This window comes from Mycoavidus sp. SF9855, assembly GCF_024582735.1.
Lineage (GTDB): Bacteria > Pseudomonadota > Gammaproteobacteria > Burkholderiales > Burkholderiaceae > Mycoavidus.
Genome location: NZ_CP102085.1, coordinates 1,276,489 through 1,299,921, shown reverse-complemented (window position 1 = coordinate 1,299,921; position 23,433 = coordinate 1,276,489). Strand labels below are relative to the sequence as shown.

The following is a 23,433-nucleotide window of genomic DNA, read 5'->3' as shown; positions in this document are numbered from 1 at the left end:
AAGCATAGCCCCTTAAAACGATTGCTATAGAACTGAATAACAAAAAGGAGTGGTGATGATGTTAGGTAACCCTGTTTCTCAAGCCCTGATGGGTAATCCAGTGCAGATGCTAGCGCAAAGTTATCTGGATCAAGCTCGTCAGCAAAAGACGGTGCAGCAACTCGAATGGGCCTTGGTTTTGTATGATCATGCAAAAGCGACCTTTAGACATATCGCGGATGCGCGTCAACTGGTTCCTTCATTATCAGAGGTCAAAAATGCTTTAAGCCAGGCCCGTACGCCTCAGGCCCCTGAAGAAGAAGCTTTGCGGCAGAGTATTGCTGAAGTCTATTTTGAGCGCGCGGAACTTCTGGAGAAATTGGGTAAATCTGACAAAGCGCAGGCGAGTTACCGAAAAGCACAAGCTTGGGGCTACGAGGGAGTCGCACGGGCATCCGCTGCCCCCATTGCGTCAAATCCTGTGCGTAGTACGCGAGCCTTAACGCGTGCGGCCACCTCGACGTCAATGCCTGTCCAGCAACTAAAGGTCGCCTCATCTGTTCAGGAAAAAAGCGTGCTGGTGGATTATCTGTTTGAAAAGGCGCTCTCGACGCTAGGCTCCTTAGAGGTGTCGAATAAACCCAGCCTGTTTCTGGTGTATGCGCACGACAATCCTGCTCACGGACAGGCGGAGGCTGAAACGTCTAAATATTTAATAGATAAATTATCTAAAATTCAAGTCAACCTGTATTCGGATCAAACGCCGATGGGACAAATATATTCAAGCTCGCCAGAAGATCTGAAAGAGGACGGCAAGCTAGAAGATATTGTAACCAATCAGCTTTGTTTGCTGCCGACCCAGTTGCGAGGGGATGTGAAACCGGTCGATAAGGTTGTCGTGTGCTGTTCAGAGGTATTAGGCAGCTACTTAAAATGGGAGGGCTATGGAAAGTTCTATGAAGCGCTTCGGGCTGCCTATTTGAAAGATCGAGAAGCGTATGGCAAAGAAGGAGAACAAGCACACCAATCGGCGGTAGCGATACGTGAGGTAGTGAGAGAGTTTTCCCAAGAGGAAGCTTATAGAGGAGAGTTCCATCATGTGCTAACGGAAATCGCTTTTTTGCAAATCCGGAAAGAGCATCTGCGAGATAAGCATGGGATTATCCCGGTTTCGTTAACGCTCAATAGCTATGAGCCATGCCTGGAACATTTTATTCCAGCAACAACAGTTCGGATGGAGGATATACCGCGCTTTGAGAATCAAGTGAAAGCGGGAGGTATGGTGTATGCGAATCAAAGTCGGCACTGGGTGTTGTTTAAGTTGATCGAGCGGCTGTTAGTGAGTAGCGACGAAGCGAAAACATTTCTGAACAAATTTTGGGATGGGTACAGCAAATTTATCGGCCAGTTGAAGAATGAGTCCAAGCTTAACGAGTTGGAGTTTGCGAAGCTCTTGGACGGTATTTTCGACGGCATCCGCACCGCGTTGCACAGCCAACTGGCCTTCACGGTGCAGCAACAACATCAACAGCTGCGGGTGCTCAACACAGAGCCCAGGGTTGCGCTGAAGAAACAGTATTTTGCTGCCTTAAAGCAAGATGAGGCGTTTGAGGAAACCCTGCAACTGTATGTTGAACCGCGCGGCCAAGCGAGTCTGGATGGGAAGACCGAAACCTTTAACCTTTTATCTAAAGTTCAAGAGTTTCTAAACGATAAACAAGTCGCTAAACAAGTGATCTTATTGACAGGGGACTCTGGTGCGGGCAAAACCACCTTCAACCGTGTTTTAGAAAAGCACTTATGGGACAATAAAAAAGAATATGATGCGATTCCGCTGTTTATTTCTCTGGCGAGTATTGACAAGCCTGAGCACGATCTGGTCAGCAAAGCACTAAGGAAAAGAGATCTGTCAGAATTTCAAATTCAGACATTAAAGGAAGAAAAACAAAAGTTCGTCTTTATTTTGGACGGTTATGATGAGATACGGCAGACGCAGAATCTGTATCAGAGCAATGGCATCAACCAGTCCGGCGGCTGGCAGGGTCAAATGGTTATGAGTTGTCGGAGCGAATATCTGGGCCAGAACTATGAAAGCCGTTTTCAACCGAATCCGACTCCGACTCTGCAGGACAAGGACAGGTTGTTTCAAGAAATCGTGATCGAGCCGTTTTCAGAAGAAGAGCATAATCAGTATCTAAAAAAATATGTGAAGTACAACCAAATAGATTGGGCGATGCTGCGATATCAAGATGCCCTCGAACAACCGTATTTAAAAGATTTGGTGAGTAACCCCTTTTTGCTTCGCGTGGTGCTAGAAGCGTTACCGCACCTTGAAAACGAGGGGAAATCGCGAACGGCTATCCAGTTACGTATGGACCTGTATAACCAGTTCGTCAGACAATGGTTCGAGCGCAACGAACAGCGCTTAGGCAACCAAAATTTAACAGAGACTAAAAGGGAGGCCTTCATAGAGTTGTGCGATGATGGATTTTCGCAGCGCGGTATCAGATTTGTGACAGACTTAGCAGTGCATATTTATACCGAGAATGCGGGTAACTCGGCTGTCGAGTATTTGTCGTTCAAAGATGCGGGGAATTGGAAGGAGGCTTTTTTCGGGCACGAAGCCAAGCAGCAAGTGCTGCGAGAAGCGTGGCCGCTCGTTCGAAGCGGTAATCAATACCGTTTTATCCATAAATCGTTACTTGAATATTTTGTGGTGAGGGCACTCTTCGATTCGTTCGATGAGTGCATGGTGCTGGACACTCGCTCCCGTCGAGGTAGCGCCGCATCAGTCCATAGTTTTGAAACCCCGCCTGTTGTGCGGTCTCGAACACTGGAAAAGGTACCGTTATCTCCAAAGGATTGGGTAGGCGATCTGGGCGTTGTGCGCTTGTTGACTGACCGCGTTAAACAAGAGACTTCATTTAAGGAGCAGTTGTTAGCGCTAATCGAGCGCTCGAAAACCGATGCTAGAGTCCGCCAAGCCGCGGCGAATGCGATAACGATTTTGGTCAAAGCGAGAGTAGGGTTTAGCGGAGCGGATTTAAAAGGTATCCGGATTCCTGGAGCGGATCTGAGTGATGGCGAATTCGAATCTGTGCAGTTGCAAGAAGCGGATTTAAGAAAGGTGAATTTACGCAATGTGCGGCTGCGTAGGGAGAGTTTAATCGGAGCGCAGATGGCGGGGGTGCAGTTTTTTGTTTCTGATTTTGTTCTGATGCCCACCTTACGTGGACATACCGGGGCTGTTTACAGCGTTGCGTATTCGCCGAGCGGAGATCAGATCGCCTCCGGCAGTGAGGACAGGACGGTGCGAGTGTGGGATGCGGAAACCGGTGCCCTCGCGCATACCTTACAAGGACATACCGGGTCTGTTAATAGCGTGGCGTATTCGCCGAGCGGTGTGCAGATCGCCTCGGGTAGTAATGACAATACGGTGCGAGTGTGGGATGCGGAAACCGGTGCCCTCCCACACATCTTACGAGGACATACCATGGCTGTTAGTAGCGTGGCGTATTCGCCGAGCGGATCGCAGATTGCCTCGGGCAGTGTTGACAATACGGTACGGTTGTGGGATGCGCAAACCGGTGCCCTCGCGCACATTCTACAAGAGCATACCGACATTGTTAGGAGCGTTGTATATTCGCCGAGCGGATCGCAGATTGCCTCGAGCAGTCATGACCAGATGGTGTGGCTGTGGGACGCGGAAACCGGTGCCCTCGCGCATACCTTACAAGGGCATACCGCCTTTGTTAGGAGCATTGTGTATTCGCCGAGCGGAAAGCAGATCGCCTCGGGCAGTGATGACCATACGGTGCGGCTGTGGGACGCGGAAACCGGTGCCCTCGCGCATACCTTACAAGGGCATACCGCTTTTGTTAGTAGCGTTGTGTATTCGCCGAGCGGCGAGCAGCTTACCTCGGGCAGTGAGGACCATACGGTGCGGCTGTGGGACGCGGAAACCGGTGCCCTCGCGCATACCTTACAAGGACATACCGAGGTTGTTTATAGCGTGGCGTATTCGCCAAACGGAGATCAGATCGCCTCCGGCAGTCATGACAAGACGGTGCGGCTGTGGATCGTGTAAAGTGGGCCTCCTTGCGTACCTAAGTGACTATGCCAAAACTGTTTTAGCGTGGTGTATCCGCTGAGCGGTTCGCAGATCGCCTCGGGGAGTGGTGACAAGACGGTGCGTCTGTGGGACGCGCACAGCGGAGCGGCTGTGCACATCTTAGAAGGACATACCTCCTATGTTAATAGCGTGGAGTATTCGCCGAGCGGTGTGCAGATCGCCTCGGACAGTAAGGACAATACGGTGCGGCTGTGGGACGTGTCCTCGGGTGAGTGCCTAAGCGTGATTCAAGGATTTAGTGGGTTCGTCTTTAGCGTTGCGTGGAAAGCGATGTCCGACGGCGCGTATCTAGTGACCGGTAGCGGAGATAAGTCCGTGCGGAAGTGGGCGGTGAAACAAGACCCAGCAGGCTATCAAGTGGTGCTGCACTGGAGTTCAGGACATGAAGGTCTGACCGTGCAGGGTGCCTTATTGGAAGGCGTACACGGCTTAAGCGAGGTGAATCGAGCGCTGTTGACGCAGAGGGGTGCCCTGGAGGGGCGGTATGCTCTGAGTGAGCCTGAGCCTGAGCCTGAGCCTGAGCCTGAGTTGACCGTCGGGCATCGACCGGTCGAAGCGAAAGGCCGTTGGAGGGCCTTCCGCTCCAGACTTTCCGTCGCCGATTGAACATAACGTCCGATTAGAGACAGTTTTAAAGTTTTAGTCTTTAAAGCACTTTTGGCAGCATTTAAGCGATATACGCTTTCATAGGCCGACATTCAAGTCAACTATGACCTGACTGTCTGTTTAAATGCCCCCGTTGGCCCATCCTCTCTGTATTTTAGCCCGTTGCCAATACTGCGGGTTTGAGGCGATGGATTGCAGGTCGGCGTCGATCCATGCAGGCTCATTTGCAGTGAATGTCGGTTTGGACGCCCCGTCATTTGCAATATTTGCAATTATTCCTGGTCGAAAATCCCGCTGATTGCAGGTTGGGGCGTTTTCAATTGTAGTTTATTACAGCTAACCGTTTAGACGGGTTTTTACTTTATTAAAAATCCTTGACCAAAAATGACCTGTATTCTTTTCTGACGTTTCGCTAGCATGTTCTTCTCTAGCAGTTAAATCGCTATCTGGCTGTTTTACTTGCTCAGGATGAGTAGATGGGCCATTGGGCCGTAGCAAATCGCCTGGATAATTTGGATGGCCTAAGCATAGTGAGTCGTCTAGCTCAAAGGCTTTGACTGCGGCTACGGCTTCGATGCACCAATAGCCGAAATATCCACCGTGTTCTATTGAATTAAGGTGGAATTTATACCAATATGGACGTTTAGAAAAGAAAGCCTCTACTTCTTTGGGTTGATCTTTTTTAGGTTGTCGAACTAATTCAAAATACCATTTCTGAACAAAAGTCTTGAGTTTTTTTGCTTGTTGATCCTTGGGGGCATTAATGGCATCAAGCAAGCGTTGGTAAGGCTTTGCATGGCATAGCTTGCTCCCAATTTTACGTGAAGGCGACCGGCTTGCAATAACACGATCTAGCAATTCATCCTCTCCTTCATTATCAATCAAAACAAGTAACCGCTGCCATTGGTCGTTTGGAATTTCGAGTGCAAGGGCCAGACCTACAAGCCAAAAACAATTAATGTATTGATCAAAGTTGACCTCCCATGCATTACGGGTGTATTGCGTTTGCTTGTCCCATATATCTTTGCTTAAACGTTCCGATTCTTCCCAAGCATCGAGCATGGGTGGAAAGTATTGTGCTAGTTCATGAATAGCATCGCCTCTGGAATAACGGCTAAGCATCAAATACCAATATGTTTTAACTAACTCGAAAATAAATTGTGGTCGATAGTCGGGATTACCAGAAGGGGATTTAAGATCTTTGATATATTCACCAATTGCATATTCATCAAATTTAACCCACTTATCAAACCATTGTTTGTCCTTCAGACTGTCGCGCATCATTATTTCTTTCCTAGCAGTTTAGAGGTATTAAAAGGGATCCGCTTGGCATCTTTATCTAACAGCCCAACACTCACCTCACCAAAACGGCTCGTGTGGACATACCATTTTTCAACGCGCCCCTCGTTCCACGCTTTTGTAATAGTTAAGCCTTCTTCCTGACCGGCAAATTTCAAAATTCGGTCGTTTCCAGTATTTTTCCCAATCAACCAACTATCGCTCATCTGTAACCCATCAGCAGGTTTGCCGAAGGTAGATTTATCGTATTTAAATTCCACTATGACATAGTCGACGCCATTCTTATTGACCTTATACAAAGCATCAATACCTTTTTCACAAGCACCCACACGTGCAATGGGTTGTGCATCAGGCAGTAATTCCTTCATAAATTTGCCACCAAAGTGCTCACCCACCATGCTTTTTTCCATGTTGGCTAATTGCTTAAAGTCCAGAAATGGCTTGCCGTGATGACCGAAATTTCCTCCCATCGTCACCAAGTCAACATGCAAAAACTCTTCTATCGCTTCTTTACCTAAACGAATCCCAGCTTTTCCCAGCGATGCAGTGAGCTTGGTTACTCCAGCTGCTGCTATCGTTATTGAGCCTACTTGCCAAATTAAATTGCCTAAATCCCGACCCAGTTGCACGGCATTCTGGTCGCCGCCTTTCTCCACCGCGACCTGCATCCGGCTAATTTTGGCATCTAACTCAGCGGCAATCGCTTCGCCTATTTGATCCCGTACTTCTTTGTTAATCAGAGAAGCCAATCCTGCTAGACTCTTGGGCAGGTCCGAAAAAAATTCCACTAACCCTTCTGCATCCTCCCAACCCGCTTCAGCCAAACCGCTGACAAGACCTGACATCGTCAATGCATCTTGCTTTGCTGAAATGCCCGTCCATTTAATCATTGTCCCTGCTTTGCAGGCGAGACTATCTTCACAGGCTTCTAATTCTTTTTGGGACTGCGCCTTTTGCTCTGTAGCCAGCCAGTTGTTTTCTATCGCGATACTCGCGCTCGTCAGCGCTGAGGATGGATCCTGCCCAACAGCTGCAGCAATACCCGTGACTAAACCCGCCAATAGATTGCGTTTCGCTTCTTGCTCTTGTTGCGTTGCATCAGAATCTGTTTTGAATAAGTTCGTCAATAAACTGGACGTGGCTCCCCCTATCGCGCTAGCACTTATGCTTTGATTGCTAGCGACTGCTCCGCCAGCTGCCACTAAGGCATGTAGTGTCGCATGCGCTGGGCTGCCTTCTGCTAGAGCCTTAGCTTGCACCAACTTACCGATATAGCTTGCGCCTTGCTGCTGGATTAAATTCACCACGCCGCTTTGCACGAACTGTGCGGTTGTACCCGTTACATTGCCAGAGGCTGCGGCTGTTAACGCAGTCAATACCCGCCGGTTGAGGCCACCTGGGCCCCATTTATCATTCAACGCTTTCGCTTGTACACGCAACTCAGCTGCGTCGTTTTTTAACTTCTGCCGCCGCTTCTCCGAGATCAACGCGTTTTTATTCGCGAGCGTCTCTTTATTTTTAGCTTGCTGAATTTTACGATCCGCATCTTTGGCTCTATGTTGAATGAACGTATTCACTTCCCGGCCCAATGCCTGCACGATTTCAAAGCCCGCTTCAATCTCAGCTTGATTAAAAATTGGCGCGAGCGCCGAATGATTGAGCGCTAGATCGCGGTTTAGGCTGGCGAGGGTGTCCTCTGAACTTTGCCCTGTTAATGCCTTGTGCCGAGTCTCATCCGTAATCACGATCTGAGCGCCACTGAGGGTACTCTTTGTTGTAGACGATGCAGTGCCCGAAGCACTCATTGCAATGGGTATCGAGGGGCTGATCCCTTTCCGACTCGCCAGCTGATTGCCGCTATGCGCAGGCGTGACGGCTTCGCCAGACTGGCTCGAGCCAACGTTTTTTCCACTTGAGCTATACCCTACGCCTAAGCTGATGCTGTGTGCATCGTACTTAGCCTGATTGGTAATGTCATTGGCAACCAGAGTTGCCGTTACAAATTGATTCTTACCTTCTGCGATCGCTCGATCTGTACTTGCAATCACCCCGCCAACCAGCTTTGTATCGCCTTCAACCTCAATTTGAAATCCTCCGTCACCGGCTTGTATGCCTGTTTGCTCCGCTACGCTTCGATAAGTACTGTCTATCTTTTGTTGCGAGAAGTTAATGCTGACTGCAGAAGCAGGTCCTACCGTGACACTGCCACTAATACTTTGATAGTGGCTGTTATAGCTGTTTGTGTTCTGCACGCTTTCAATTTCAAGATCCCCCTCGATTCTGGCTTCGACTTGCTGGCCAGAGAGTTGCGCGCCTTTTAGGTGGACATCACTTTGCGCGTTTAACATCAGTTTGCGACCCGCTTTGATCTGAGCAGGTGTATGGCTGACTTCAATGCCATCTGTGTGGCCACGCCCAAGACTGATTGTGGCGCATGCACCCACTGAGTTTTGGGTGCCGAATGTGGCTGCCATTCCTACCGCGCCACTCTGGTTATGGCGTTCACTGTGCTGGCTAAAGGTATTCAGCGCTGCCTCAACGTTCAGTGGACCTTCTATGTTGAGCTCGACATCTTGCTTGGCTTCAATCTGAGAGCCGATGACAGCGAGGGTTGACTCTTCCCCTAAACCCTTCATATCCAAGCGCACAGTGCCGCCCGCTTTGATCGCGCTGCCCAACGCGGTGGTGCTCAGCTGGGTTTGCTGGAACTTCTGATGACTTTCCCCGATCATCGCGCTGACGGTAATGCCGCCAGCGGCTTTAGGATCCGCTTGGATCGCATCGTAGGCGTTTTTAGCCGCGAGCGCGCCAGCGCCAGCGGCTAAAGCGTGCATGCGTGGATCACTCACTTGCGTGCTGGCTTGAAGCATTTGCTGGCCTGTTTGCGCTGCTGCAATCACCGGTGCGCTGACTGAGACGGTCAAGCCGGATTGATGCCATTCGTTATGCTGCCAGCGTCGGCCTTGTTCATAGACCGCATCGATGGTGCCTTTGAGTGCTTTCCCCTCGATATTGCCCTCAGGCGCTACCAGCTGGCTGCCGCTTTGGTGATATTCGCGGCCGGCGATGGCCTGGATGTAACCCGAGACACTGCCAATAACGGTGCCTATATGCGGAGTGTTTTCGCCTTCAAATTTATCTTTTTGTTGGCGCTCGCCAATGGTAAAACCCAAACTACCGCTGTCCAATAAGCCGGAGCGCTCTTTGACTGAGTAATGGCTCGCTTTCTCAATCTGCTGGGCAGCGTTTAGGTTGATGTCATTGTCAGCGTACAAACCCACAGCGTGTGTGCCAATGATATTTGAGCCTGTGGCACTGAGATCATGCCCGGCCTCCATTTTGACGGTATCGCCTGAGAAGGTACTGCCCAATGCTTGTTTTCTATGCAGTTTGTTTTGCGTTAATTCACTCGAAGAAGAGAATACATTGCTCGATTCAGAATAGTGAGATTCGGCAAAATCGAGTTCTTCATGGGCTGCCGCCACGTTAATATCCCGATCAGCTTTGACAGAAAGTGCTTCTCCGACATTCACATGAGCGCCAACCGCATGAATATCTCGACCTGCCTTGAGTTCAAGTGTTCCACCGGTTTGAATGAGAGAGCCTATTTCTGTTTTTGTGCTTACGCTTAACCCATTACGCGCATCCCATGTCAACTGGTGCTGAGCGCCTACCGTGGCTGTGCCTAACGTTAGGTCACCTCTGGCTTCTAAGCTAGCATTTTCATCCACCTTGATTTGAGTCGCCGCCAGATGAATGTCCGATTCGGCATACGCTTCTAACTGCTCGGCTTGGACCTGGGTGATGCCATCTAGCGCCGTCTGGCTACCACTGGCGGCATGAGTCGTTTGGGTTTGGCTCTGGAGATGGATATCATGGCCGGCTTTTAGAGTCATTTTTTTGACGGCAATCAACTGGCCAGCACGGCTATCGATATCATCGTTAGCCTCCATCGATAGGGTGTCCAGGCTGACGATAGTGCCGCGCTGGTTATCAATATCGCGTGCGGTGAGATCAATCTTGCTGCGGCTGATCATCGTGCCAGCATTTTTTAATGGGCGGTCGCTGTGCAGTTTAATGGCGTTAGCTGAAATCAGCGAGCCGCTCAGAGGGACCGGGCTGGCGTCGTTTTTAGCCAGATAGAGTTTGGGCATCATGACCGTGTGCTCTGAGCCATCGGGCAATTTGATGCTTTGATTCACCATCCAGACTGGACTTGCGGTTAAGGCGGCAATTTGCTGCGGCGTGGGCTCTATGCCGAGCGTCAGATTATGTTGCTTGGCCCAGTTTGCACCTCTATGCATTAAAGCTTTGAATTCAGTAATCGGGTTTCGATAGCCGGATAGATAGTAGTGACCCGTCAAACCGATAATTTGGTCACGAATCAGTTGCTGTTCATAAAAGCCATCCCCTAAGCGCTTGGGCACGCGTTGGGGGTCGAGATTGAGTAAATTCAGCAAAAAATTGCTAGAAACGGTATCGCTGTTACGCGTAAAACGGGGATCGGTTTGAATTAGATACGGTCGATCAGGATCGAACTGAAAGTGCTGTAAACCACTATTTAAGAAAGGGCTGCGGCTTGTTAGAGCAGAGGTGCTTGGCACTAGCGCAGTTGAGGGCGCTTGATGGTCAACCGCGGTGTGTTGTTGATAGACGGCTACATTCAGATTGTGGTGTTCTATCACCGGAGCGGGATGGTAGGGTACGTGCCCGCTCCAATCACGAGTCCAGCCCCGACTGAACATTCCGCCACGCCAATTTCTGTCTGACCATTGCGATGTTCCCTGATCGGTCGTGACACGCTGACCGTTGGCATCACGGTTATCAATCTGAGCTGGTCCACCTTCGAGGTCACTGAGCGCTCCCCCTGCAATAATCCGGCTTTTATCATTAATGACCGCTCCCGATAAGCGGATTGCCCCACCCGCTTGAATTTTACCGGGTTCGCTGTGCGTGGCCACGGTCGTTGACACACGACGGGTAAAGTTATAGTTAGTAAAACAAAACACTTCTACACCGGAGTGGTGCACACGGTAAAGGCCCCCTACGTCACCATGCCATCCGATTTGAGATCCATCGTAGCGTTGGTTGGTATGCTGATCCTGACATTCGTGTATCTCCTGCTCTTCGATCTGCCTTTCTTCAGTCTCGAACCGAGGATTGTCATTGATCAGCTCTTCTGCATGGATCGAGAGATCGCCTACTGCATCTATCGTTGATCCATCATTAAGGATGTGCTCACTGATGCCCTGTACTTTTAACTGAGCATCCAACTCACCGCCGATGGTCAAGGTGCCGCCGCTATAAAGCAAACCATGTTTGAGGTTTTCAACTTTTTTGGTGCCGATCTCAAGGCGGTTATGTGCAAAAATTGTGCCGCCGCTGTTCATCAAAAAAGCATCGGGTCGATTATGTGCACTGATTGAAACCGTATCGCCAACAATCAAAGCCGAGCCTTGTTTCAACACGTGCCTTTGATGAACCTTTAGAATTTTGTAATTGTCGTTCCATCCCTGTTTATTATTCTCTATCTCTTTACCCTCGATCAAGACTTGACCCTTGCCGTGTAAAATACTATCGTTGATTAAACGATCTACTGAAACATAGAGATCCCCATCACTTTGCAGGGCCCCTCCCATACAATTTAAAAAAAGTTTACTTTTCAGCGATAATCTATCGTTTGCAGACACTGTACCGTTGAGGTTGGCGAAGGATCTTTCTACTTTTAGATTTACACTCTTGCCTGAAATCTGACCGTGATCCCCATTGGTGATAAGTTGCGCCTTCATCATGACTCCGCCTTGAGCACTGATCAGGCCGCCTTTTATTCCAAACACACTATTAGCGATTTCATCTGAAAAAATCTTTATTTCACCTATGCCGGTGCTTATGATCTGACCTTCATCCTGGTTGAACACTTTCTCCGCATGCACTTCAAGCAAGTTAGCGTTATGGGTAGGTTGCGATGAGGGGGCCTCATCCGACCCTACAATGATTTTTCCTTTAGAGTTATCTAAGAGGATGGTGTCAATCTCGATTTTTTGACGGGCTGATATCGTGCCAGATTTATTATTCAAATAAAAGGCAACTTTTATTTTATGCTTGCTACTTTCCATTTCAAGTGAGGGCCAAGCTTTATAATTTAAAAAAGAGAGGGCTTTTATTTTGAGCGCTTGATTTGAAAGGATTTTCCCGCCTTCAATATTAAGTATTTTAGGTGAGATGACAGAAAGAAGGCCTTGGCCAAAGATGAGACCGGCTCCTTTTTCATCTTTATAATCGCCATTTATTATTGCGCGGCGGGCCACAATCTGAGCCTGTCCTGTGCCAGTATGGAGCAGCCGGCCTGCGGTATTGTAAATCACGTCGACCTGCATAGCTAATATGCTTTGATCGCCGGTAGCTTCTATATGGCCTCGCGTATTTTTAAGATTTTTACTCCTCAGCGTAAGATCCAAACTCGTTGTAATTTGCCCATTTTGGTTGTCCAAATATTTGGCCAGGATCGATAATTTATCTCTTGACTCGATGGTGGAAGACGTAATATTGTTTAGAGCCCGTGCTGCGCCTTTTGTTTTTCCCTCGGCATTGATGGTACCGCCGATTGTCAATTCGCCATCGCTATGCACTAAGCCATGCTCTTGGTTGTGTAGGGTCTGCGCTCCAATGGCAAGCTGGTGGCGCGCCATGATTACCCCAGCTTGATGTTGGTCTGTATCCTCGGTGCCATCATTGGTTAGGCTCTGTGCACTAATAGCCAGGGTGCTGCCTTGGATTACCCCGCGGTTTCTGAGCTGATCGTGTAGGGTGAGCGTCAGAACTCGCCCGTCAATCAAAGCGTTTGCTTGATTCTCTAGTTCTTTCCCTAACAACGAGAGATCGCGCTGTGCACGGATGGTGCCGGCATTGTCTAAGCGATCAACTTCAAGTGTTATATCACCGCTTGATTGAATCTGATGACTCGAGTTGTATAACAGAGCCGCTTTAATTCTTAGGTGTTCATAAGCATGTACTTTGGCGTTCTTTGTGAATCTCAGCCACCCCGCGCTGACTTGATTTAATTTGGGCAGATTTTGCCCACTCTGGATGCTAGCTGCTGGCTGAGTGGCAATCACCGGGACGCCCAACTTTGTGTAATTGACTTGATGCTTGCCAGTGCTAATGTTGATTATATTCGCCTGCAACTCTCCATCTATTTTGATGGAATAGGCGATGAAGTCAATTTGATCAAACTGCTTAAGCTTTGCGACACTGTTGATGGTAATTTGCCCTTTTTTGCTCACGAGAAATGCATCAAGGTTGCCGTCGCTGCCTACCATAGGCTCACCTGCAGCAAATATGATACGGCGGGTATTGAGGAAATTGCATCCCCATAAATGAATGCCATTGACATTGGAAAAAGCCAATTGGGCTGGTTGTCCTGCGATTTTTACGATGCCCTCGAGTTTGGATGGCCTGTACCCTATGGTTTTATGCAAGATCATCCGCGCAGCAGGGCCATTCTGTAGGACTATGCCTGAGGAGGTAACATCGAGCTCTTGATACGAGTTATACGAGATACCCGCTGAATTGGGAGGGGCAATATCGACAGTAGGGGGATGTGCCGCCGTATGAGCATCCGTTGTGGTTTGCCTCTGTTCGTCGGACGAAGTGGAAGCTGTGGGAATCTGTTGAGCCGATATCGCGTTAACTACTTTCAACATCATTAATACCCCCATTCAAACTGGTAAACCAGTTTGAATGCTGTTCTGTGTCAGTCATTTAACCAAATACGAGCAATGCTCGCGGCGGAACATCAAAGGCCATGAATACAGCCCAAATAGAATTAAGCGTTTAGTTAGCTCAGCATCCACTGATTAAAGCGTTCGATGGCCAAATCCTGATTGTTCATCCAGTACAAGGCATCGATATATAAGCCTTTTTTGAAATTATCTGGATGAATTGAAAGGCGTCTAGCCTGCTTTTCACTGATATATTTTAAAGCCTCTGGCTGTGTCGGTACAATTCCATATGGCGCAAGTAGTGCCTGCCGCTTCGGGTCTGAAGCAAATTTGATAAACTCACGACATATATCAGCGTTAGGGGTGTCTTTCAGAATCGCCCACGTATCACAGCCGTAAATGTGTTGATCCCACGAAAACGCAACCGGCGCACCTGCATCGATGGCAAGCTGCACGCGGTCAGCGTAAGCCTGAAGCAAATCCACCTCGCCAGACTTTACCAATTGTTCAATCTGCGCTCCATTTCTCCACCAGACAGCAATATGCGGTTTTATTCTGTCAAGGCCTTGGAATGCTCTGTCAAGGTCGCAAGGATAAACATTGCCCGGCGGCACACCATCGGCCATCAGCGCCACTTCAACAGTATCAAACGGATGCTTACGCAAACCACGCCGACCACGAAAATTATTCACATCCCATAAATCTTTCCATGATTGCGGAACTGCCCGGGAGTTCTTAAATACATCAGTACGATATGCCAGTACGGTGGAGTAAATGTGCGTTCCAACGCCATAAAGTGATCTGAATTGCGGGGGAATCGACGATATGACTAATTCCCTCTCAAGTCCATGTTCTTCTAGGAAGCACTCTTTGCCGCTCGTCAGGAATAGGATAGCCGACTGACCGAGCGATGCCATATCCCATAAATATCTTTTTGTTCTAACCATAGCCCGAATTTGTGCCGCAGGCTCCTCTTCTGATGCAACGCCGATAACTTTAATACCCGTCTTCTTTGCAAAGGGTTCATAAAGTATCTCTGCATATCTCTGACTAAAAAGACCACCGGAATCTCGCACAACAATTTGTTTCGAGTTAGTTCTGGAGGAGGTTATGACAGACGGGCCCGCAAGAGTAGCGCCGGTAACTATCGAAGCAGCGCCAGCGACAGCCATCTTGATCGCATTACGGCGGCTAGAATCATGAGATTGTCTGGAATACATAACGTCAATTTCCTTTAATAAAATAACTGTATTGAACGAACTATCTCACCCGCAGATATTCGGTAGTTTTGCTGTAAGCACTCTGAGCAACTGATTGGCCACTGGTAATAGGGATCTACCTCGCCTAACGGCTAAGCATAATTCCGGAGACATAAAAACTGGGTGGTCTATTTCAAGTGCAATCAGCTGACCGCTCTTAATTTCCTCGCGCGCTTCCGAAGTCGACATAAGTGTCCCGCCGCAGCCTGTGCTCGCAAACTCTTTCAAAGCAGCAGCAGAATTACTAGTAAATTGTGGCTTTAGTTTGATATTTTCTGAATGTTCTACCGTTTGCAGCATTTTCCAAAAAGAGAATGAAACGGGCGGCAAGGCAAGCGGATAATGCGATGTTTCCGCAAATGTGATTTTTTGTCTGCCAGCAAACGGATGATCTTTTCCTACTAGCAGATATATGGGTAATGGTGCCCGCGCACGACAACAAATATCTGGATTCTGCACAACGTTAAAAGTTAATCCAATATGGGCCTCATCTTCAAGGAGTTTAGTTATTACTTGGGTGGATGAGTGAACCTCTTCAATGCAGATATTTATATCAGTATATTTTTTGCAAAAATCATTCAAGACACCTTCCATCAAAACGTCAATATGGCCATCGGGTATCGCAAGATGAATAATCCCTCGCTGTACATCGTTTAGTTTTTGTAAGTTAGTTTCGAGCTTCTCGCGACTGGCGCATGTTTCTAGATAGTATTCCAAGACACATTGCGCCGCCTCAGTTGGCACGACACCGCGGGGCTGCCGCTCAAATAACTTGCAGCCTATCTCTTTTTCCAAAAGTTTAATCTGACGCGTAACAACGGATGAATCAGTCTCTAAACGTTCTGCGGCGTCGCAAATTTTTCGACAAGTATGGACAGCATAGAAAGTTCGCAGCCTCTTTTGATTGATGATCATCCCCCCTCCTCAAAAAACTTCTATCTAGTGTTAAAAAAATTATAGAGCTTGTCCCGAAAAACTGAACTGACTATTTATTTCTTTAGCGCTGCTTTATCAGTAGGAGATAGTTTAATTTGAAAAGACGAGAAGCAATAACTGGTTAAATATACAGTGGTATTGCGGTAACAACTTGATAGCACGTTCTTGGAATATTTTGCTGGCCACAGTAATTTTTAACTTACCGGCTTATATAGTCGGTCCTGAATAAATCGTTTTACGTACTATTTGATCTAAAAACTCAAACCAACAGCAAAGGTATGACAGAATAAAACGGATAAAAGAAAGACGTAAAAAAGCCGAAGCTTTCTGAGGATCATTCGTAAGTTATGCCCAGCGCCACAGAGCACAGCGTGCATGGCATCGCCTAATGCCCCTTTAAGCCAATTTCGACCGAGCTTCCCATCCGCTTTCATATGACCAATAGTGGGCTCGATGGCACTGCGTCGTTTGATGATCGCGCTTAGCGTACGGGTAATACCCCGACGCATGCCAGAGTGATAGATTTTTACACCCTCTATCGCAATTCCTTTGTAACCCCGATCCACGATGGCAACCTCTGGAGTCACATCACTTAAGATCGCTGCCTGTTCTAGCGCCTCGGCCAGCGTATGACCGTCGTAGGGATTTCCTGGCATCGAGCGTGCGCCAACCACCAGCCCCTCCTGATGAGTTGTCGTGATCGACACTTTCACACCGAACTCGTAGGGCTTACGCGCCTTGCCCTTGGCAATACACTCCACTTCCGGGGCATGCAGAGCATAGAGTTTGTCTTTGTCCTTGCGCCTTTGCGAAATGATTCGTTTCGTACGGGATATCAACTCTCGCAATGCTTCACGCCCTTGCTCGGCCACTGACTCGATTTGTCTTTCAACGTCACGCATCACTCGTCCCACTCGCGAACGCAGGGTGCTCAACGCCTTGTTCATTCGTTTGTGCTGCTTCGCGTGCGCATAGCGGCCGATTTGGATTGATAGGCGGGGCGCGACTCGGTTGTAGTTTTGCCGTAACTTTAAGCCATGTTGTTCCGCCGCTTTCACCAGGTGCTCTCGGCAACGCTCTAGGAGTCGCGAGTCGGTTGGATGCGCTATCGCTTTCTCCATCACCGTGGTGTCAACGATCACTCGTTTTACGCTCGACGCTTTGATGACATCACTACGTTTGGCCGCTTCGATCGTCTCCGCTAATAGCTCTTCTACGCCCTCTTCACCCAGCCGATTACGCCAACGCGTTAGACTTGACGGGTCAATCGGCGCCTCGGTTTGGAGGTACGTTTCCCCTGTAAAAAATTGATGGTAGGGGTTTTCCAGCCAACCCAACACCACTTCTTCATCAGACAAATTGAATGCGTATTGCAGATACAGTAAGCCTGCTATGAGTCGTGGCGAGGTCGCAGGTCGACCTCTATTTGAGGTGAAGCTCTCACTCATCAACACGCTAAGCTGATCCCAGTTGATTAAACCCGCCAGTCGCACCAACGGATGCTTCATATTGATCTGTTCGTTTAGCGGATACCGGAATAAATCTCCTGTGCTCGCCGTTGCCTTTGGACCCATTTTTGCCTCATCACAAATTGCAAGATTTATTTTCTTAATATGCCATTTTATTGCAATTTGTGCCACTCTATTTCGACGAAAAACCTTTACCACATAAGAGCTTACGAGTTATTCAGGGTCGACTATATATAAACAGGGCATTCACTCTTTACAAAAAAAACAGTAATAAAGAATGGTTATTGTTATTGCCGCCGTTATTCTCCGCCAACCATACTGGTTTCGAAATTATTTCATTGGAAATAGATGTGTTTCCGATGGAGCGTAAAAAATAAACTAGTTAAGGAGATGTAAGCAAATGGATACTTCATCAGCTGTTAGCAGTGTTTTGGTGCATAAAAATTGGCGATATTTTCTACAGGGACATAAAACTGATATGTTTCGCATCCTGCTTGGTTGCCTTCAATGGCAGAAACTAATGAATCTGCGCATCGGCATTATTCCATTGCCGGTTTATAGCGTTATTCTTGTTTGCTTGAGCGTGCTTTTAGCCCTTGGAAAAGTCTCTGGCGACATCTCAATCATGTTCGCGCTACTTACCATATTCGGCTTTACCTTTGCCGAATTGGGGGCGCGTATTCCAGGTCTACGCCAGATTGGTGGCCCTGTTATCGTGACGATTTTCCTCCCCGCCTGCTTGGTTCATTACAAGCTTTTACCTAATGAATTGGTGGGGTCAATTAACGGTTTCTGGCAATCAACTAAAATCTTATATCTCTTCATTGCTTGTGTGATCGTTGGCAGCATCCTTAGTATGGATCGTCGGACGCTGGTTACAGGCATTGTAAAAATCTTTATCCCTATCGCTACCGGTTCTGTACTAGCAACTATTGCAGGTACACTTACCGGGCTAGCCTTTGGATTAAGCGCTCACCATACCTTTTTCTATATCATCATTCCCATTATGGCCGGTGGCATCGGCGAAGGGGCAATCCCTCTCACCCTTGGCTATGCCGACATTCTCAACTTGCCGCAAAATCAGCTATTCGCCCAAATCGTACCCGCTATTGTGCTTGGAAATTTGATGGCGATTATCTGCGCGAGCTTGCTTAATCAGCTTGGTAAGAGCCGCCCCCACTATACCGGCCAAGGCCACTTATATGCTGCTGATGAGGATGCCTCCGTAAAACCCTCCAAGGCTCCTACAGTTATGGTAGAGCATATTGCCACTGCCGGCATGATTGCTATCTCTTTTTATATATTGGGCATACTCGTGCATAAGCTGACCGGTTTACCTGCTCCAGTAGGTATGCTATTTCTTGCTGTACTTGCCAAGCTTACTTATGCGATTTCACCCAAGCTGGAAGAGGGTGCTCGCACGGTTTATCATTTTTTCTCGACAGCAGTGACCTATCCCTTGCTTTTTGCTATTGGCATCACTACCACTTCGTGGAGCGACCTAATGGCTGCTTTTACCTTGGCTAATGTCGTTACTATTGCGGTCACTGTTTTTACCCTGACTATGGTCGGTTTTTTTGTGGGAAAATGGGTCGGTTTATATCCCATCGAGAGCGCGATTATTAATGCCTGTCACAGTGGGATGGGCGGTATTGGCGATGTGGCGATACTAACCTCGGCCAGCCGTCTAGAACTGATGCCATTTGCACAGATAGCAACTCGCCTAGGGGGAGCGCTTACTATTACTGGCGCAATTGTCTTACTCGGATTAACTGCCTAAATACTGAATAGCTGCTTGTAATGAGAATAATAGCGAGGGAATAAAAAAGCTGCCATCTAATGGCGGCGGTAATATCTAAAGCTGTTACTAAACGGGGGCAAGGTCATATGCTATATTCCGTTATATGATGGCTCTCTATCCATCCTCTCTTGATGCTCACTTTAGAGAAAATTCATGGCAAACCGAAGCTACCTGTATTCAACCAATGTCGTTCCTGGCTCTGCTGTGAAGAAGGGGACGCGCACGTTCACTGGAATTTCTGAGTGGAATTACGATATCCCTATCATTTACAAATTGCTTCTTTCCGGCAATCCAAGGCCATGCAAATCTTCCATTTGGAGGATGCAGGGCGACATCGCGCTGGTGGCCGACTACGCACCCGGCGTTGAGCGCCTCAAGGAGTTTTTGAATAAAATTGATTTCCCTACGGCGAGACCTCTGATTGACGAAGCGCTTCAATTCCTCGCAGATGAGTGCAGCATCAACAAGTATTTCGTCCTTGAGTGCGGCGAAATATTCTGCATGGATGACGAGCCAATCAAGAAACAAAATGCCCAACTTCTCGATGAAATCAAGAATCTTGACGTGGAAGTTGAACGAGCGCTTGCCAGCCTGGAACCGAAACCTGTTGAGGAGCCCAGGCCTGTGCGATGGCTTGCCAAGCTTTTTGGCGTGAAGCCAACCCCGGTTGTTGAATCGCATGATGATCCGTTACAACCAGTCTACGATTTGGGCTTAGGGAACTGGTCGAATATCCTGTATTTCGATTTAAGCAAATCTTAACTGAAGATACCGTGATTCAAAATTACATCAAAAGTCCGAATGTACGGGTGCAAGCTTTACCTTCATGTCATCATCAATTGAAAGCTTGGCAAAACGGGGGCCTTCCATATAAGCGTCCATGTACGTATCTTCACGTTATGCTGTCAGCATGGCGTCCAACAAATTGGTATTATCTCAACTTGAGTGCACTTTACGTTTCGTTGATCCCCAACGGTTGTTAATTACAAATTTTTGTGGCACAAATCAAATAGTTGTGTTTTTAAAGAGTCAAATTCGTCATTTTCCTTTCTCAAAGGGTATCCATCTTTATGGAGAACGAGATCATTTAATGATCCTATGCCTCCATATAATGATAGGATTTCTCGCTTGGTTTCATTAGGCATACCGAGAATCTCATAACTGAGTTTTTGGATGGCCTTTTCCCAGTCTTTAGCATTGCTTAATTTAAGTAATGCTAACATTTTAATTAATATCAATTTTATGTCTTCAGCTTGAGTCATTTTAGCGGTCTCACATTGAGTATTTGTACACCCCTCAGGATTACCCACAAATCTTAGTCACTCTGGCGCATGATTTGAAACATTTTGGTAGCCTCATGCAAAGCCATGAAGCCTCGCCACAATACAGTAGGGCCGGGCGGGAGATCATGCTTGCGCGCTAGGTATCCCCCGAGTTTAGCGATCCACAGAATGGCCTGATTCAAAGTAGGAGGATCGCTAGGCGGATGTTTAGTACCGTGCGTACGGCAATATAAAGCTTGCCATTCAATGGGATCCTGCCCAACGGCTACAGCAATACCCGTAACTAAACCCGCTAATAGATTGAGTTTCGCTTCTTGCTCTTGTTGCGTTGCATCAGAATCTGTTTTGAATAAGTTTGTCAATAAACTGGACTTGGCTCCTCCTATCGCGCTAGCGCTTATATTTTGATTGCTAGCAACTGCTCCACCAGTTGCCAATAAGGCATGTAGTGTCGCATGCGCTGGACTGCCTTCTGCTAGAGCCTTAGCTTGCACCAACTTACCGATATAGCTTGCGCTTTGCTGCTGGATTAAATTCACCACGCCGCTTTGTACGAACTGTGCGGTTGTACCCGTTACATTGCCAGAGGCGCTCGATCTGTACTTGCAATTACCCCGCCAACCAGCTTCGTATCGCCTTCAACCTCAATTTGAAAACCTCCGTCACCGGCTTGTATGCCTGTTTGCTCCGCCACGCTCCGATAAGTACTGTCTATCTTTTGTTGCGAGAAGTTAACGCTGACTGCAGAAGTCGGTCCTGCCGTGGCGCTGCCTAGTGGCTGTTATAACTGTTTGTGTTCTGTACGTTTTCAATTTCAAGATCACCCTCGATTATGGCTTCTACTTGCTGAGCAGGCGGTCGATATAGTGCTCTATGCTTATGAGCGGATTTAGGATTTAAATTTGAATAAACGAAAAAAAACCGCTTGTAAGCGGTCGGCACAATAACGATTGAGTTCAATTCTCATCAGGTGGTTTAGGCCATTCGATCTCGATCGAAAAGCTGCACTGCTGCTCGATGCAGTTGAATTTGACGCGATATAGCTTCCATGCTTTGAGGCGCTGTTTTTCGTTATCAGTGGCGATGTTGAGGTCTATCTCGCCCGATGAACCTGCTGCGGCGCGTCGCTGCTCAATGAAGCTTCCGAGTATGCGGATTAGATAGAAGGAAGGCCCTGGCGCGAAGCGCACAACGTATAATCATCGCCTCGCGCGTTTACGATCAAACATTATGTCCCCAGTGGTTCCGCTCCATACAGAAATCTCAACTCCGCCAAGGCACGTGCCCGGCGTTTCCGCGCCCTCCCGCTCCCGCGCGCTCGCTTGGCTGCACATTCCGGCTGCCGCGCTATGCGTCGTGCTGGCCGGGTGCGTGGCCTCACTGCCTGTGCTGCCCGCCCCACCTGCGGCGGTCGATCCGATAAGCCTCTTTCCGATGGCCGCCTACAGTCAGGATGTCGACCACTGGATCGACCCGCTCGACCCCGATTACGACACGCCGTTCCTGAGCGCACGTGATCAGCACGCCCAGTTCGAAGTGCTCTACTCGCGCTATTTTGGCACCGATGTGAACAGCGCTTCGCCCTGGAACCACGCCTTCATCGACATGCCCGCGCACGGCAAAAGCGATGGCGATATCGCCGGCTTGCTGCTTCAACGGATCGCCGACTACGACAACACCGGCAAGCCAGATAGAGATATCGGCTATGGCCAGAACCTCAGGCCTCAGACGAAATCGTGGATCGACGCAATCGCTCAAAACATGGACGTCGGGCAGTTCGAGCGCGCGGCACCCTATACACCTGGGCACCGCGCGATTGCAACCGGCAACCTGCTCGTGCGTGAACTGCCGACCATGGACCCTTTTTTCTATTCCCACCGTCTTGCGGGCCAAGGCTACCCGTTCGACAGCCTGCAAATCTCGGCGATTCGGCCGGGCACGCCGCTTTACGTGCGGGGGAGCAGCCTGGACGGCGGCTGGTGCTACGTGCAGGCGCCTGATGTGCACGGTTGGGTGCGCAGCGACAACCTCGGTTTCGTCGACGACACGTTCGTCGACACTTGGAGGAACACCGCACGTCAGGCGTTGGGGGCAGTCATCACCGCTTCGGCGCCGGTTCGTGACAGCCACGGGGCATTTCGCTTCGACGCGCCGGCCGGCACGGTTCTGCCACTCCGACCTGGCACGACACCCGGGATGCGCGAGGTCCTCGTTCCTGCTCGCAATATCGACGGCCAGGCGGTCATCAGCACTGCGCAATTGAGCGACACACAGATCGTACCGGCGCCTTGGAGCGCAACGCCGCGCCATCTCGCGACGTTGCTCAAAGCGCTGATCGGGCGTCCGTATGGCTGGGGCAACACGGGGCTGTATAACGACTGTTCATCCGAACTGAAAAACATCTTCGCCGCCTTCGGCATATGGTTGCAACGCTATTCGTTCGACCAGATGACCGCTGGGCAAATAACCGATCTCTCCATCGCCACGCCGGCTGAACGGCTCGATTACCTCGCACGCAACGGGCAACCGATGCGCACGCTGGTTTATATCAACGGCCACGTAATGCTGTACCTCGGCAACACCACGCGCGGCGCTCAAACCGTGCCGGTGGTCTATCACGGTGTGTGGGGGCTGAGCCCGGCCGATAATAGCTGGCGGGCGATCATCGGTGGCACGTTGATCCAACCTTTGTTCGAAATTATTCCTGAAGATCTGGCGTTGCAGTCGCTCGCCGCCAAACCGATTTTCCAGATCAGTATCCTCGGAGCACCCGTTGCGGACACTCCGGTTCAATCCGACGACGGCAGTTTGGCAGATTGAGCCAGCGGGGGTGTTTAAAAGGGTTTTAAGCGGCAAAATAGCCCAGAGATATCCACAAATATTGTGCATAACCACGTTGAAAAGTGTCTCATATCTTTCTCAAAGGCAGGCGGGATAAGGTTATTCTT

The 23,433-nt window shown here is 48.8% G+C and carries 13 protein-coding genes; 5 read left to right on the top strand and 8 right to left on the bottom strand.

What is annotated here, in order from left to right:
* Positions 1-55 precede the first annotated feature (55 nt).
* Both NQD60_RS04870 and NQD60_RS04865 read left to right on the top strand, forming a co-directional pair.
* Positions 56-4,066, top strand: a complete 4,011-nt coding sequence (locus NQD60_RS04870; RefSeq protein ID WP_257099872.1) for an NACHT domain-containing protein — start codon at positions 56-58, stop codon at positions 4,064-4,066.
* Positions 4,067-4,114: 48 nt separating this feature from the next.
* Positions 4,115-4,717, top strand: coding sequence for a WD40 repeat domain-containing protein (locus NQD60_RS04865; protein ID WP_257099871.1), 603 nt, complete (start codon positions 4,115-4,117; stop codon positions 4,715-4,717).
* A 336-nt stretch (positions 4,718-5,053) separates the two neighbouring features.
* Here NQD60_RS04865 and NQD60_RS04860 read toward each other — a convergent pair whose 3' ends face one another.
* The 5 genes from NQD60_RS04860 to NQD60_RS04840 all read right to left on the bottom strand — a co-directional run bounded on the left by NQD60_RS04860 (position 5,054) and on the right by NQD60_RS04840 (position 17,506).
* The gene (locus tag NQD60_RS04860; protein WP_257099870.1) at positions 5,054-6,001 is read right to left on the bottom strand and encodes a PoNi-like cognate immunity protein; all 948 of its coding nucleotides are present in this window, start codon (positions 5,999-6,001) and stop codon (positions 5,054-5,056) included.
* Positions 6,001-13,722: a hemagglutinin repeat-containing protein gene (locus NQD60_RS04855; protein ID WP_257099869.1), complete on the bottom strand. Its 7,722-nt coding sequence runs from the start codon at positions 13,720-13,722 to the stop codon at positions 6,001-6,003. The genes NQD60_RS04860 and NQD60_RS04855 overlap by 1 nt, the downstream gene beginning before the upstream one ends.
* Positions 13,723-13,853: 131 nt before the next feature.
* Entirely contained in the window at positions 13,854-14,957 is a 1,104-nt protein-coding gene (locus NQD60_RS04850) for an ABC transporter substrate-binding protein (RefSeq protein WP_257099868.1), read from the bottom strand.
* 45 nt (positions 14,958-15,002) lie between these two features.
* Positions 15,003-15,911, bottom strand: a complete 909-nt coding sequence (locus tag NQD60_RS04845; protein WP_257099867.1) for a LysR family transcriptional regulator — start codon at positions 15,909-15,911, stop codon at positions 15,003-15,005.
* A gap of 272 nt (positions 15,912-16,183) precedes the next feature.
* On the bottom strand, positions 16,184-17,506 hold the full coding sequence (locus NQD60_RS04840) for an IS5 family transposase (RefSeq protein WP_257099866.1): 1,323 nt from the start codon (positions 17,504-17,506) through the stop codon (positions 16,184-16,186).
* A 295-nt stretch (positions 17,507-17,801) separates the two neighbouring features.
* On the opposite strand from NQD60_RS04840, the gene NQD60_RS04835 reads away from it, so the two are divergent.
* Together NQD60_RS04835 and NQD60_RS04830 are read left to right on the top strand one after the other, a co-directional pair.
* Positions 17,802-19,181 carry a 2-hydroxycarboxylate transporter family protein gene (locus NQD60_RS04835; protein ID WP_257099865.1) on the top strand — a complete coding sequence of 460 codons (1,380 nt, stop codon included), beginning with the start codon at positions 17,802-17,804 and terminating at the stop codon, positions 19,179-19,181.
* Between the two features lie 174 nt (positions 19,182-19,355).
* Complete coding sequence (locus tag NQD60_RS04830; RefSeq protein WP_257099864.1) at positions 19,356-19,964, top strand: hypothetical protein; 609 nt, start codon at positions 19,356-19,358, stop codon at positions 19,962-19,964.
* 221 nt (positions 19,965-20,185) lie between these two features.
* Here NQD60_RS04830 and NQD60_RS04825 read toward each other — a convergent pair whose 3' ends face one another.
* The 3 genes from NQD60_RS04825 to NQD60_RS04815 form a co-directional block, all read right to left on the bottom strand.
* The gene (locus NQD60_RS04825) at positions 20,186-20,464 is read right to left on the bottom strand and encodes a hypothetical protein (protein WP_257099863.1); all 279 of its coding nucleotides are present in this window, start codon (positions 20,462-20,464) and stop codon (positions 20,186-20,188) included.
* A 53-nt stretch (positions 20,465-20,517) separates the two neighbouring features.
* The gene (locus NQD60_RS04820; RefSeq protein WP_257099862.1) at positions 20,518-21,024 is read right to left on the bottom strand and encodes an IS4 family transposase; all 507 of its coding nucleotides are present in this window, start codon (positions 21,022-21,024) and stop codon (positions 20,518-20,520) included.
* A 417-nt stretch (positions 21,025-21,441) separates the two neighbouring features.
* Positions 21,442-21,675, bottom strand: coding sequence for a tail fiber assembly protein (locus NQD60_RS04815; protein ID WP_257099861.1), 234 nt, complete (start codon positions 21,673-21,675; stop codon positions 21,442-21,444).
* A 40-nt stretch (positions 21,676-21,715) separates the two neighbouring features.
* On the opposite strand from NQD60_RS04815, the gene NQD60_RS04810 reads away from it, so the two are divergent.
* The gene (locus NQD60_RS04810) at positions 21,716-23,305 is read left to right on the top strand and encodes an SH3 domain-containing C40 family peptidase (protein WP_257099860.1); all 1,590 of its coding nucleotides are present in this window, start codon (positions 21,716-21,718) and stop codon (positions 23,303-23,305) included.
* The last annotated feature ends 128 nt before the right edge of the window (positions 23,306-23,433 follow it).